This window comes from Psychrobacter sp. Marseille-P5312 (assembly GCF_900291405.1).
In the GTDB taxonomy this organism is placed as follows: domain Bacteria; phylum Pseudomonadota; class Gammaproteobacteria; order Pseudomonadales; family Moraxellaceae; genus Psychrobacter; species Psychrobacter celer.
The window spans coordinates 2,805,101-2,819,153 of record NZ_OLML01000001.1; the positions used below are offsets into that span (position 1 = coordinate 2,805,101).

The following is a 14,053-nucleotide window of genomic DNA, read 5'->3' on the forward strand; positions in this document are numbered from 1 at the left end:
CCCTAAGCGCACTACAAAAAACGCCCATACTATAATAGTATGGGCGTTTTTTTGACCAGTATACGGCCTATTTGGCCGCTGCGCTAGTGTCAGCGTTTTTGTCAGAGCCTTTATTAAACAACACATTTAACACGATAGCAGCCAAAGTTGCCGTGCCGATGCCGCCCAAATCAAACCCGCCTAAGTGCAAGCTAAAGTTCCCTGTCCCCATAATGACAGTAACAGCCGCGATAATCAGATTGCTGTTTTTGCTAAAATCGATGTGATTGTCGATCCAAATCTTTGCCCCTGCAATCGCAATCAGGCCAAACACCACGATAGAAGCACCGCCTAATAAGGACGCTGGTATCGTCTGAATAATGGCACCAAACTTTGGCGATAAGCCCAGCAAAATAGCCACCAACCCTGCCACGACAAATATCGTCGTGCTATAGACCTTGGTTACGGCCATGACACCGATGTTTTCGGCATAGGTAGTGACACCAGTGCCACCAAACCCTGCCGAAAACGTCGTGGCCAGCCCATCTGCAAAAAACGCGCGGCCCATATAAGGCGTCACCCGCGCTTTTGTCATACCCTCAACTGCCTTAAAGTGTCCTAAGTTTTCGGCGACTAGGATAAATGCCACCGGCGCGATAAGAATAATGGCGCTCATCTCAAAGCTTGGGGTATGAATCGTTGGTAGCCCAAACCACGATGCGGCGGCGACACCACTAAAATCAATCGCCGTGCCAAAGCCCAAGACATTGGTCATCACAAAATAGGCCACATAAGACAAGATCAAGCCCACCAGCAACAGCAAGCGGCGCAGCATACCACGGGTAAAGACCGCCACCCCACTGATGAGTAATACCGTCAACGTCGCCATCCAAGCATCAAACTGATTGGCCGACACCCCTTGGATGGTCACTGGCGCTAGGTTTAGACCGATAATCATCACAATAGCTCCTGTGACAATGGGCGGCATCAAGCGTTCAATCCAGCCAGTGCCCGTCTTCATCACCAGTAGCCCAATCAGCGCATAGACGATACCACATGCCATGATACCGCCTAAAGCGACACTCAAATTATCATTGAACCCTGCCCCTGCATAAGCGGTCACTGCAATGACAGGTCCGATGAACGCAAAGCTTGAGCCCAGATAACTTGGCATACGCCCGCCTGTGATCATAAAAAACATCACAGTACAGATGCCCGACATCAAGATAGCCAAATTGGGGTCAAATCCCATCAAAAGCGGTGCCAACACCGTCGCCCCAAACATGGCAAAGGTATGCTGCACCCCTAACAAGACGCTTTTTGAAGGCGGTAGATATTCATTGATACCGACAGGATCGCGGTCCAAGTCGCCTTTATAAGGTCGCCATGTCGGAAACCAGCGGCCATTGTCAAAATCTGAATGAAGCGGCTGACTCATGGCTGCTGGGTCGATACCCGCCGCCTCTAAGGCGTTTTGTGCCGGCTTATCTTGAGCGCTTTTTTGGGAAGATGAAGGATGTTCTGTTGGCGATGACATGCGCGCGTCCTATGTGAGCTGGAGTGATGAGGAAAAACAAGGGCGTGTCTCAATTTTAGTCAATAGCTACTTACTTAGCCTAAAAATAAAAACACTTTAATAGAATGATACTATGCAGCAATATTTTGATTTGTAACATCATGATTTATAACACAAATCGACTATTTTGCTTTTTTGCTATTGAGACTTATTCTTTTATATTTCTTGCTAGCAAACCAAAAGTATTATTTGTTATGATGTCTGTGTTTTACCGGATGTGACAGGGTCGATATGTTGCCGATATGTTCAATAGTTAATTCTAAATAAAACAGATACATTATATGTCAACGTAAAACTGGTATAGATTTTCCTTGCGTGCCGTGCCTGTGCTGCTCGATGCTGCGTAAAACTCATCCCAGTCATACTGTGTCGTTTTTATACTGAACTAAATATCTAAGTTGGCGCTGTTCTGCTGTCCATCAGTCTATCAACTACTGACTTACAGGATGTTACACAACCGTTGGCTGGAAGCATAATAACGGAGTTTCTTATTAAATAAAAGTTATTATTCAGCGGCTATTTTTGTTCTTCGACTCCCATACACCCACCACCACTGCGCCATATGCACCGTATATAGGTGATTATCGGTAGTGGCTGGCTATTATATATTGACTCAAAGTGCGTAACGCAGGCTATCTTCTCTGCCCAGTCACTGATGACTTTTTGGTAATTTATTATGATTAGTATTTTTGATTTATTTAAAATCGGTATCGGGCCATCGAGCTCACATACCGTCGGTCCGATGGTCGCTGCCAATCTTTTTTTGACCTCACTGATAAAGCAGGCTGAGTTAACGACTATCCAGCGTATCGAGATTGAGCTTTATGGCTCGTTGGCAGCCACTGGCAAAGGCCATGCCACCGACACAGCCATATTACTTGGCTTACTCGGACATACGCCCAGTACGATTGATACGCGTTTGACCAGTGATTATCTAGCGCCTATTTTTTCAGCCAAACAGTTGGCTATCTCAGGCATGCATACAATTGACTTTGATACATATCGCGATATTCACTGGTATGATGAGACGGTGTTGCCTTATCACCCAAACGCCTTGACTCTGCGCGCGACGCTAGCAGATGATAGCAGCTATCAGCAGACTTACTACTCAGTTGGCGGCGGTTTTGTCATCAATGAAGAAGACGCCACCAACCCAGACGAAGACCATGCCAGCCCTACGATAACTAGTGTGCCGTACCCCTTCAATAGTGCCGCAGAGCTACTAGAGCAATGTCGTCAGCATGAGCTTAGTATCAGCGAGCTGGTGCTGGCCAACGAGTGCCACTTTCGTGATAAAACAGCGGTGTTTGAGTATTTGGATCAGATTTGGGCGGTGATGCAAGACTGCGTCACACAAGGCTGTGACAATGGTGGCATCTTGCCAGGTGGCCTAGATGTCAAACGCCGCGCTAAAGACTTGCACCAACAGCTAGACGCTGAAAAAGACCAGCCGATCGCCAAGACCGACAAGCTCGCTGCCATGGACTGGGTTGATCTGTACGCTCTGGCAGTCAATGAAGAAAACGCCAATGGTGGCAAAGTGGTCACTGCGCCGACCAATGGTGCAGCGGGCATCATCCCAGCGGTGCTACATTATTACCGTGATTTTTTGCCCAACTATAGCCAAGACGGCGTGCGCAAGTTTTTATTAAACGCCACGGCTATCGGCAGCTTAATCAAACAAAACGCCTCCATCTCTGGCGCTGAAGTTGGCTGTCAAGGCGAGGTTGGCTCCGCTTGTGCGATGGCAGGCTCTGCTCTAGCCGAGATCATGGATGGCTCGCCAGCCAAATGCTTAAATGCGGCTGAAATCGGCATCGAGCACAACTTAGGCTTAACCTGCGATCCTATCGGCGGACTGGTACAGGTGCCTTGTATCGAGCGCAATGCCATGGGCGCGGTCAAAGCGATCAATGCGGCGCGTCTGGCCTGCCGCGGCAATGGCCAACATTTCGTCTCGCTAGACAAGGTGATTGAAACCATGAAAGTGACTGGCGCTGACATGCTCGATAAATATAAAGAAACCTCACGTGGCGGGCTGGCAGTGTATGCTGACAATCGTATACCGACGGCCACTCATGGCGTCAGTGTAAAGTACAGCCAGTGTTAGTCGTCATTTATGAGGTCAGCATACTAATAAGATAATCGTGTTGTGTTAAACGTAACAAAAAATGCCTCTGATCAATCAGAGGCATTTTTTAGGATAATAATTAGGGCGTGTTGAACATTCACAAATAGGCACTGCTGATCGCTAAAATTGTTCCAGACAAGGCGCAAAGCGACGATAATGCAGATGCCTTAGCTAGATTTGCAACGCAGTATGGAACAATTTTAGCATCAGCCGTAGGGACAGGACTCTTTTTTGCCGCTCCATTGGTAAAAATAGACGCTTAGAGCGACTAAACTTACTATTTTTACCTTCGAATCGTCTAAAAAATAGTCTCTGTCAGTGCTATGGTTGAATGTTCAACACGCCCTTAAATATCTGTCGTCAGTATGATGGCTGTCTACAATAGTTTTAGTCAGCAGTTAGCGTCATTACTCAGCTGTCTTAGAAATTACTTCATTTAAGATCCAGACCGGTTGTACCACATTTGAGCCTTCAGCAGTTACGGCTTCTTGGCGCACATCGAGTACATAACGATGGTTTGGCTCATAAGTGAAACCTTGGATATTACCATTTAATGTGGTGTAGTTTTTCTGATGGGTTTGACGATACTGCAAGCATTCAGCTTCAACGGTGGTACCATCGGTTGCCGTGAGGTCACAAACAGCTTTTCGTGGTGCAATCTCTACCTCAAAGCTTGGGATATTGACGACTTTAACATTCATTGGCTGCCCCTCAACCACCATGGTACGCTCGCTATCCATCCCCGTGGTAGAGCAACCTGATAGGGCAAATGTGGTCATTAATGCTGCAATGGCTAATTTTTTCATTATTCAATCCTCAGTTATTGGTTATGCGTTTTTATTACTTGTTTTACGTTATTGTTTGGCACATTTTATAACTATCGTCGTATGTCTCACACTTATTAGGTCATGATTACTTGATAGTTTGGTTTAACCGTTTGATGTATTGCTGACTGAAATAAGTATAGGGCGCAGTGCTGCTTCTCCTCTATGACTGCTTTGTAAAGTAACGTCAGCTTTTGCAACTGCTGTTAATAAAGCGTATTAAATCACAGGGTAAATTGCTACTCACCGCGTATTTACTTCGAGCACGTCTCCTCATATTGGCTTAACAAGGCACAAAAAAGCCAGAGCGATACCGTATCGGTCACTCTGGCTGTTACACTGGGCATTAAGATATCAATAAATAGCCGCTATCAGTTAGCTACGATAGTCTGCATTGATTTTGACATAGTCATAAGACAAGTCGCAGGTATAAACGGTATCGCTAGCATCACCGCGTGCCAGATCGATATGAATGGTAATCTCTGGGCGGCTCATCACCGCCTTACCCGCCTCTTCTGTATAATCTGGCGCCACGCCGCCGTTTTGGCAAATCATCACTTCATCAAGATAGACATCGACTTGCTCGGTATCAAGATCTTCAATCCCTGCATAACCCACCGCCGCCAAGATACGACCCCAATTAGCATCGCTGGCAAAAAACGCCGTTTTGACCAATGGAGAGTGCGCGACCGCATAGGCCACATCACAGCATTCTTGTGTGACTTTGCCGCCGGTGACTTTGACCGTCATAAACTTCGTTGCGCCTTCCCCATCTCGTACAATCAACTGCGCCAGACGGACAAACACCTCTGTCAAGGCAGCAAATACCGCTGAGTAATGCGGGTGCTCAGGGCTATCGATCACCTCCGAGCTGGCTGCACCTGTGGCGATCAACACGCAGCAATCGTTGGTCGAGGTATCTCCATCGACTGTGATGCGGTTAAAGGACTGCTCATTGATTTGACCCAGCATCTCTTGTAGCAGGTCGGCTTTGATATTGGCATCGGTCGCCACATAGCCTAGCATGGTTGCCATATTTGGACGTATCATGCCTGAGCCTTTTGAGATACCAGTCACATGATAGCAGCTGCCCGCCACCTCGATTTTTTGGCTCGCAATCTTGGGTATAGTATCAGTGGTACGGATGCCATTTGCCGCGGCCAGCCATTTATCAGCCGCCAAACCAGCAAGCGCCTCATCCAACCCTGCAATGACCGCATCGCTGTTTAGCGGCTCACCAATGACCCCTGTCGAAAACGGCAAGACCGTCTGGGTATCGACGCCAGCTTTAGTGGCCAATGCCGCACATATCTCTTGGGCGCGGCGTTTGCCATCGGCACCCGTCCCAGCATTGGCATTACCAGTGTTGATCACAAGATAGCGTGGACTGTGAGTGTCAAAGTGCTCACGCAGTACGCGTACAGGCGCCGCACAAAAGGTGTTTTTGGTAGTGACAACGGCGCAGCTGGCCGTCTCAGCAATCTCAAGCACCACCAAATCATCACGATCCTTATAACGCACGCCTGCCGCGGTCGCACTTAGTTTGACGCCTTCGATGGGATAAATAGTATCAGGTATTGCAACATTTCCAACAGCCATAGGGGCTTCCTTATTTTACTTATATAGATGGTTTATTCAGACGGTTTGTTTATTTAGGCCATATTTGATTCAAATTATACTTTGCTAAGAGTAAACGCGCTCCAAATTGGCGCGTGGTCAGAAGGCTTTTCCATACCACGAAGCTCATAGCTGATACCCGCATCCACGCAGTGATCGACGAGATCCGAGCTACACAAAATATGGTCGATACGTAGACCACGCTTCGGATCGTCATTAAAGCCGCGACTGCGGTAATCAAACCAGCTATATAGCTCGGTACTCTCTGGATAATGCAGGCGGTACGTATCCGTCAGCTCACGCGACATCAAATCGGCATACCACTCACGCTCTTCTGGCAAAAATGAAGTCTTTCTATTTTTTAGCCAGCGTTTGGCATTTGCTTCCCCAATGCCGATGTCGATATCTTCTGGCGCGATATTCATATCACCCATAATCACCAGTGAGCGACCTTCAGCTTTGAGCGTGTCGATATATGCCATCAAATCGGCATAGTAGGCACGCTTCATAGGGAACTTGGTGGGATGGTCTTGGCTCTCGCCTTGCGGAAAATAGCCATTTAATACATCAATTTCACGGCCTTGCAGCTCATAACGGGCGTGGATAAAGCGTTTTTGGGCATCCACGTCTTCGCCAGGGAACCCCTTTTGGACAAATATCGGCGCAACTTTGGATAACAGAGCCACACCGTAATGCCCTTTTTGGCCAAAGTATTCTACATGATACCCCAAACCCTCGACCGCCGATAAAGGAAATTGATCGTCGTGTACTTTAGTCTCTTGCAATCCCATCACATCAGGATCGATCACCTCTCGCACTGCCTCTAGCTGATGCTGACGGGCACGAATACCATTGATATTAAAACTGACAAAACGGGTCATAAATTATCCTATACTGATTGATGAAAATACGCAGCGATACACTGATGTGACGCATTATGATAGCAGACGTAAATGGGTCTGACTGTTGCACGCCCAGATATCTTAAGCTAGAGTAGTTGCTACTGGTCAGCGGCCATGATACCTCATAATAAATAGCTGACACTTTTTGGGCATGCAACGCAACTTTTGGCACTAAACCATCGCACAGACATCCTGTATCACTATACTGAGTACTCATATGACAACAAGCACGCAAACAACAACAAAAACCGAGCATCACACCCCAAAAACAGCCACCAGCGATAGTATCTCGCCACTATTTGCAAAAGACTATAATGTCTATATTAACCATACCGATGCTGGCGGTATAGTCTACCATGCCAATCATCTGGTGTTTTTTGAAAACTGTCGCCGTGATTGGTTTGCCAAACTCGGTCTCAACGGTTATTTTTTACAGACAGATACAGGCGACGTGCAGCACTTTGTCGTCAGTCAAGCAGACCTACAATACAAACGGGCGATATTGTTGGATGAAGTCATCAGCGTACGTATCGATGACGTCGAGATAAAGCCTGCCAGCATTGTGTTTTATCAAAGTATCCATCGGTATCTGACAGATAGCGCAGCTAGCAGCAACGCCGGGCTATTAAGCCGTGGCAAAATTGTCATCGCCTGCGTGCAAAACCAGCTAAGACCGACACCAAATACTGGTGACAAGGACCATGCAGCCGATACCGCTGCTGCCAACGGCGCCCCCATGCGCCCCATTCGCGTACCTCAAAAGCTGCGGGTGGCCATTGAGCAAGCCGCCGCACGGCAGTCACCAATTCAGACACCAGCTGCTCAATAGACAGCGCCCAGCGATGAGTACCGACAACGACGATACTATCTTGGCATTTGAGCATATCAAGGTGCTGACTCATGGTAGTGATGGACAAAAAAAACGACTGATACAACAAGCCAGTGGCACACTATTAGCAGGACAGGTGACCGTCCTGACGGGTACATCTGGTAGCGGCAAGTCGGTACTACTACGGGTGTTGACAGGGCTTTTGCCCATCAGCGCAGGCACCGTACGGTTAAGACCCACGCACGAGCCACCCCACGCCCGCTTTTGGGGCATACAAGATATCTCACCTACCAAGTGGCGCGCTCAAGTCGCTTTGCTCGCGCAGCACCCTCAGCTGATAGAAGGCAGCGTGCTTGATAATCTGCAGCTGCCTTTTCAGTTGCGGGCGCATCAGCATCTATGCTTTGATAGCGATTGGCATACCGCCCAGCTTGCTTATTTAGGCCGAGGGGGTGATTTTTTGCACAAAGATGCCTATCACTTATCAGGCGGCGAGCGCCAGCTGGTCAACACCTTACGCTTACTACAACTAGAGCCGCGTGTCTTGTTGCTAGACGAACCTACCGCCGCGCTAGATGTCGATACGGCCGCGCAGCTGGTTGCGCTTCTCGTCGACTGGGTACAAAAAAGCAAACAACGCACGGTACTGTGGGTCACGCATGATACCCAAGACATCCTGCCATTGGCAGACCAGCATTGGCATATGCAAGCAGGCGTACTGACTAAAATCAGGTAAATGTAAATTCAATGAACGCATCAAAGGGTACATGTCTGCGTAGGCACAGCGGGCAGTAAAAATAAATGAGTGAGCCAGCATACTTGGCTGACAAAGTGAGCCGCGATGAACACCAGCGACGATATGCAGATATTTCTCACATATGGCGACATTGCGCTCGCCAGCAGCTTAATCCTCATGGTATTGATGGTCTCTTGGCGTTTGCGTCTACATCTGACCAAGACACTATTGATGGCGGCGCTACGTACAGTCGTGCAGCTGAGCTTTATCGGTCTCATCTTAGCGTGGGTATTTGCGCGCGAGCAGTGGTATGAAGTTTTATCCATCTTGACCATAATGACACTGATTGCAGGAAGTGCGGCCAAAAACCGAGTCAAACGCCGCTATAAAGGCTTGTTTATCGATACGTTGCTTGCCGTTAGTGTCTCCGCAGTAATGGTGACAGCCATTGCCATCTTGGTTATTTTAGAAGTGCAGCCATGGTACACACCGCAGTTTGTGATTCCTATTTTGGGTCTGATATTAGGTAACTCACTGACTGCCATCTCATTGACCAGTAACCAGCTGATCAATGCCTTTTATGAGCAGCAAGCGCGTATCGAGATGATGCTCAGCTTATCTGCGACGCCCTTTGAAGCTGTACATGAGCAGATACGAACGGCCATCATCAATGGTATGACACCGACGCTCAACTCTATGTTGGTGGTCGGCGTGGTGAGCTTACCTGGTATGATGACAGGACAGATCTTAGCAGGCGCTGATCCTACCCAAGCCATTCGCTATCAAATAGTCACCATGTTTTTGATCTGTGTGAGTAGCACATTGGGCTGCACCATCAGCGCCCTACTCACTTACCGCCGATTTTTTAATAAAAACCAGCAATTCTCGCTTCCTTGATTGCCAATTGCTGGCTTCTATTAGGGCGTGTCCTCAATTCAACTGATAGTCACCCAATTTACTCCATCAAGCCTCACTTCTTTTCATTATCCGTTCATTGTAATTGTCAATTATATATAGATAACTTCTCTGGTACAGGCTTAATCCACCTCATACTTTATGGCTAATGGTTAAATGAACTGATCAGTATCATATACCGTTGTTGCCTTGGCCGACATTCATGCTACTGTATTTCTGAAGTGTATTATTTTTTTGATGCCTTGGTTTTTATGCTTTAATAATAGCGCATGGTTTTCGCTGTCACTGAAGCAATCGATGATTACCGTGCAACTTACCCTGTCATTCAAAAAACTGAGCAGCCAGTCAATAAATACGGATGTTGACGCACGCAGCGACAAACTAACTCTGTCAGCGCTGGTGTGTTTTATTGACACGGATAAGACTGCTTTGATACACCCTCCTACCCTATTTTGAAATTCAAGGACGCTGACTATGATGCCGAACAAACCTTGGCTTGCCAATTATCCCGATGGTGTACCTAAGACTATCAACCCTGATAGATATAGCAGCATAATGGAGCTGTACGAGGAATGCTTTGACCGCTTTCGTATGCACCCTATGAGTATCTGTATGGGTGTGACTCATACTTATCATGATGTGGATGAAGCCTCGTTGGCCGTCGCCGCATGGCTACAATCTCAGGGACTACCACAAGGCAGTGTGGTGGCACTGATGATGCCAAACGTGCCGCAATATCTGCCCACGATGATTGGTATCTTGCGGGCAGGCTATGTATGCACCCCAGTCAATCCACTCTATACAGGCCGCGAGCTGCGTCATCAGCTCAACGACTCAGGCGCACAAATTATCTTTGTGGTAGACAACTTTGCCCAAGCGCTCGAGCAGGTCATCGGCGAGACCAAAATCAAACGTATTGTCTTATCAAAAATGGGCGATATGATGGGGCTCAAAGGCATCTTGGTCAATACCATCATTCGCCAAGTCAAACGTCTGGTCCCCAAATACAAGCTCAACGACCCAAAGTATCAAGTCACAAAACTCCCTGATGTGCTCAAAAAAGGCAAAAACCTTCCCTTTCAAAAGCCAAAAATGTCACTTGATCAAAAGGCGTTTTTGCAATATACCGGCGGCACGACAGGGTTATCAAAGGGAGCCATATTGTCGCAGCGTAATATCGTGGCGGCGGCGATGCAATCAGAGGCTTGGACCCGCCCTATCACCTCTGAGATCAATGAGGTATATATCAATATGGTCATGGCGCTACCGCTATATCATATCTTTGCCTTTATGCTTAGCTTGCTTGGCATGCGCTCAGGCTACACCTTTATCTTAATACCCAACCCACGCGATATCCCAGGGTTTATCAAAACCTTATCAAAACAGCCATTTCATATCTTGCCTGCGGTCAATACATTATTTAAAGGCTTGCTGGATCATCCAAACTTTAAAGACTTGGATTTTAGCTCGCTACGTATCTCGCAGGCAGGTGGTATGGCGGCGACTGAACAAACCGCCACTCGCTGGCTTGAGACCACTGGCTGTGCGATGATCGAAGGTTGGGGAATGACCGAAGGCGTGGCGGTCGGTACGGCCAACGTCATCACAGATCGTAAGTTTAACGGGACAATTGGTGTGCCCGTCCCTAGCGTCGATGCCATTGTGATTGATGATGAGGGCAAGCGCGTCGGTGTAAACCAGGCAGGCGAGCTGTGCGTCAAAGGCCCCAACGTCACCTCAGGTTATTTGAACAGAGACAGCAGTGATGACTTTACCAGCGATGGTTACTTCCGTACTGGTGATATCGTCAGCATGGACGAAAAAGGCTATTTTAGACTGTTGGACCGTAAAAAAGACATGATTTTGGTCTCTGGTTTTAACGTCTTCCCTAATGAGGTCGAGTCTGTCATGCTTGACTGCGACGGTATCGTTGATTGTGCGGTGATAGGCATCCCTGATGAGCGCCAAGGCGAGGCGGTCAAAATCTATGTGGTGCCTACAGACAACAACGTCACCAAAGAAGTCATCAAAGAATTTGCGCTGGACAACTTAACGGGTTATAAGTGCCCACGTCATATCGAGTTTGTCAGCGAGCTACCAAAGAGCAACGTCGGTAAGGTACTGCGGCAAAAACTGCGCGAAAAACACGACGCAGACCATCCAAGACTGTAAATACGTCATTCATAATAAGAACTTTATCAAAGCTTTATCATAGCGCCTTGCCTTTGCAGGGCGCTTTTATGTCAGCGGCCTTATCTTTAGATCTTTTTATTACTTACTATTGCTTGATGCATGAGTGATGGCTTATCTGTCTCGTTACTATTGACGAATCGCCTTCGCCAGCCACTTATCTCTATGATAAGCGGTCGCGCCAGACAACACCCTCACAACTCATCCCTATTTGATGACCATTTAACTTATTTCACTTGCAACACATCTTATTTGATTAATCAAATTTATATATGTACTAAGAAGTTCTAGTATAATAATATCGACTTAGGTTGTAGTTGTGTTAATGTATTGCCGAAATATGTCACGTGCTATTCTGTTGCTTTAATTAAAGAAAACATTCGTTAAAACAATAGAATATCGTCGTTTTACCATATATATGTTTGGGACTGTCCTAGATAACTAGTTCAAACCCTGTTTAACCCATTCAAACCAGCATTTTTGATCGTTAAACACCATTGTACAAAGGCCACCATATGTTAGCAGTCAGTAATAGATAGGATAGCACTCGGCCATATCGCACTCAGTGATTGAGCGCATATCGTTGACAAGGATGTGACTACTTTCTTATAGAACCTTAACTTATATCAAAATTAAGGACGCTAAATATGACTACAGATAAGCCTTGGCTTGCTCATTATCCAGCAAACGTACCAAAGAGCATCGACCCTGATCAATACGACAGCCTCATCGAGCTATACGAGGAGTGTTTTAACCGCTTTCGTATGCACCCTATGAGTGTCTGTATGGGCGTGACACACACGTATGATGACGTCGACAAAGCCTCATTGGCCGTCGCCGCATGGCTACAGTCGCAGGGAATCCGCAAAGGTAGCGTGGTGGCATTGATGATGCCAAACGTACCGCAGTATTTGCCCACGATGATCGGTATCTTGCGGGCAGGCTACGTATGTACGCCTATCAACCCATTATACACTGGTCGCGAGCTGCGCCATCAGCTCAACGACTCAGGTGCGCAAGTTATCTTTGTGGTAGACAACTTTGCCCAAGCGCTCGAGCAGGTCATCGAAGAGACGGCCATTAGACGTATTGTTTTATCCAAAATGGGCGACATGATGGGGCTTAAGGGTATTTTGGTCAATACCGTTATCCGTCAAGTCAAACGCTTGGTACCTAAGTACAACCTCAATGATCCTAAATATAACGTCACCAAATTCCCTGATGTCCTAAAAAAAGGCAAGAGTCTACCGTTTCAGCCCTCAAAAACCAGTTTAAGCCAAACGGCTATCTTGCAATATACTGGTGGTACCACAGGACTATCAAAAGGTGCCGTGCTCACACAGCGCAATGTGGTGGCAGCCGCCCTACAGTCAGAAGCATGGTATCGTCCGGTCACCTCTGAGATCAATGAAGTGTATATCAATATGGTCATGGCGCTACCGCTGTATCATATCTTTGCCTTTATGCTTAGCTTGCTTGGCATGCGCTCAGGTTATACCTTTATCTTGGTTCCTAATCCGCGCGATATGCCAGGATTTGTCAAAACCTTATCAAAACAGCCTTTCCATATTTTTCCAGCGGTCAATACGCTGTTTAAAGGCTTGCTAGATCAGCCAAACTTTAAAGACTTAGATTTTAGCTCGCTACGTATCTCGCAGGCAGGTGGTATGGCGGCGACCGAACAAACCGCTGCACGCTGGCTGGATGTGACAGGATGCCCGATGATCGAGGGTTGGGGGATGACCGAAGGCGTGGCCGCTGGTACGGCCAATGTCATCACAGATCGTAAGTTCAATGGCACTATTGGTATTCCTGTCCCGAGCGTCGATATTATCGTCGTTGGCGAAAACGGTGAGCGCCTAGGACCCCATCAGGCTGGCGAGATGTGCATCAAAGGCCCAAATGTCACCTCAGGCTACTTTAATAAAGACAACAGTAAAGAGTTTACCAGCGATGGTTACTTCCGTACTGGTGATATCGTTAGTATGGATGAAAAAGGCTACTTTACCCTACTCGATCGCAAAAAAGACATGATTTTGGTCTCTGGTTTTAATGTTTTCCCTAATGAGATTGAGTCTGTCATGCTTGACTGCGACGACATTGTCGACTGTGCGGTGATAGGTATCCCTGATGAGCATCAAGGTGAAGCGGTCAAAATCTATGTGGTGCCTGCGGACAACAATGTCACCAAAGAAGCCATCAAAGAGTTTGCGCTGGACAACTTAACGGGTTACAAATGCCCGCGTCATATTGAGTTTGTCAGCGAGCTGCCAAAGAGTAACGTCGGTAAGGTACTGCGGCAAAAGCTGCGCGAACAGCATCAACTCGACAACCCGCAAACGCTTTAGTCAAAG

10 protein-coding genes are annotated in these 14,053 nt (G+C 47.3%); 6 read left to right on the forward strand and 4 right to left on the reverse strand.

Annotation, left to right across the window (positions count from 1 at the left end):
- Window positions 1–67: 67 nt before the first annotated feature.
- On the reverse strand, window positions 68–1,417 hold the full coding sequence (locus C6W44_RS12030; protein ID WP_413772342.1) for a solute carrier family 23 protein: 1,350 nt from the start codon (window positions 1,415–1,417) through the stop codon (window positions 68–70).
- An 811-nt stretch (window positions 1,418–2,228) separates the two neighbouring features.
- Between C6W44_RS12030 and C6W44_RS12035 the strand changes: the two genes are divergently transcribed.
- A complete protein-coding gene (locus C6W44_RS12035; protein WP_319830006.1) occupies window positions 2,229–3,665 on the forward strand; it encodes an L-serine ammonia-lyase in 1,437 nt (478 codons plus the stop codon).
- Between the two features lie 428 nt (window positions 3,666–4,093).
- Here the strand turns inward: C6W44_RS12035 and C6W44_RS12040 are convergent, their stop codons facing one another.
- The 3 genes from C6W44_RS12040 to xthA all read right to left on the reverse strand — a co-directional run bounded on the left by C6W44_RS12040 (window position 4,094) and on the right by xthA (window position 7,008).
- A complete protein-coding gene (locus C6W44_RS12040; RefSeq protein ID WP_105245941.1) occupies window positions 4,094–4,492 on the reverse strand; it encodes a DUF4377 domain-containing protein in 399 nt (132 codons plus the stop codon).
- A gap of 393 nt (window positions 4,493–4,885) precedes the next feature.
- Complete coding sequence (gene argJ / locus C6W44_RS12045; RefSeq protein ID WP_105245943.1) at window positions 4,886–6,109, reverse strand: bifunctional glutamate N-acetyltransferase/amino-acid acetyltransferase ArgJ; 1,224 nt, start codon at window positions 6,107–6,109, stop codon at window positions 4,886–4,888.
- Between the two features lie 74 nt (window positions 6,110–6,183).
- Window positions 6,184–7,008 (reverse strand): exodeoxyribonuclease III, encoded by an 825-nt coding sequence (xthA, locus tag C6W44_RS12050; protein WP_105245945.1) that lies wholly within the window; start codon window positions 7,006–7,008, stop codon window positions 6,184–6,186.
- Window positions 7,009–7,246: 238 nt separating this feature from the next.
- On the opposite strand from xthA, the gene C6W44_RS12060 reads away from it, so the two are divergent.
- From C6W44_RS12060 to C6W44_RS12080, 5 genes are all read left to right on the forward strand, one after another.
- Window positions 7,247–7,858 carry a thioesterase family protein gene (locus C6W44_RS12060; RefSeq protein ID WP_105245950.1) on the forward strand — a complete coding sequence of 204 codons (612 nt, stop codon included), beginning with the start codon at window positions 7,247–7,249 and terminating at the stop codon, window positions 7,856–7,858.
- A 13-nt stretch (window positions 7,859–7,871) separates the two neighbouring features.
- Window positions 7,872–8,594 carry an ATP-binding cassette domain-containing protein gene (locus C6W44_RS12065; RefSeq protein WP_158676724.1) on the forward strand — a complete coding sequence of 241 codons (723 nt, stop codon included), beginning with the start codon at window positions 7,872–7,874 and terminating at the stop codon, window positions 8,592–8,594.
- Between the two features lie 105 nt (window positions 8,595–8,699).
- A complete protein-coding gene (locus C6W44_RS12070; protein ID WP_105245954.1) occupies window positions 8,700–9,491 on the forward strand; it encodes an ABC transporter permease in 792 nt (263 codons plus the stop codon).
- A gap of 492 nt (window positions 9,492–9,983) precedes the next feature.
- Entirely contained in the window at window positions 9,984–11,681 is a 1,698-nt protein-coding gene (locus C6W44_RS12075; protein ID WP_105245957.1) for an AMP-binding protein, read from the forward strand.
- Between the two features lie 665 nt (window positions 11,682–12,346).
- Window positions 12,347–14,047 carry an AMP-binding protein gene (locus tag C6W44_RS12080; protein ID WP_105245959.1) on the forward strand — a complete coding sequence of 567 codons (1,701 nt, stop codon included), beginning with the start codon at window positions 12,347–12,349 and terminating at the stop codon, window positions 14,045–14,047.
- The last annotated feature ends 6 nt before the right edge of the window (window positions 14,048–14,053 follow it).

Excerpts from the sequence above, each read along its gene's own strand:
- C6W44_RS12080 (WP_105245959.1), top strand. The coding sequence starts at position 12,347 with ATGACTACAGATAAGCCTTGGCTTGCTCATTATCCAGCAAACGTACCA.
- C6W44_RS12065 (WP_158676724.1), top strand. The coding sequence starts at position 7,872 with ATGAGTACCGACAACGACGATACTATCTTGGCATTTGAGCATATCAAG.
- C6W44_RS12070 (WP_105245954.1), top strand. The coding sequence starts at position 8,700 with ATGAACACCAGCGACGATATGCAGATATTTCTCACATATGGCGACATT.
- C6W44_RS12030 (WP_413772342.1), bottom strand. The coding sequence starts at position 1,417 with ATGAGTCAGCCGCTTCATTCAGATTTTGACAATGGCCGCTGGTTTCCG.
- C6W44_RS12040 (WP_105245941.1), bottom strand. The coding sequence starts at position 4,492 with ATGAAAAAATTAGCCATTGCAGCATTAATGACCACATTTGCCCTATCA.
- C6W44_RS12075 (WP_105245957.1), top strand. The coding sequence starts at position 9,984 with ATGATGCCGAACAAACCTTGGCTTGCCAATTATCCCGATGGTGTACCT.
- argJ (WP_105245943.1), bottom strand. The coding sequence starts at position 6,109 with ATGGCTGTTGGAAATGTTGCAATACCTGATACTATTTATCCCATCGAA.
- C6W44_RS12060 (WP_105245950.1), top strand. The coding sequence starts at position 7,247 with ATGACAACAAGCACGCAAACAACAACAAAAACCGAGCATCACACCCCA.
- xthA (WP_105245945.1), bottom strand. The coding sequence starts at position 7,008 with ATGACCCGTTTTGTCAGTTTTAATATCAATGGTATTCGTGCCCGTCAG.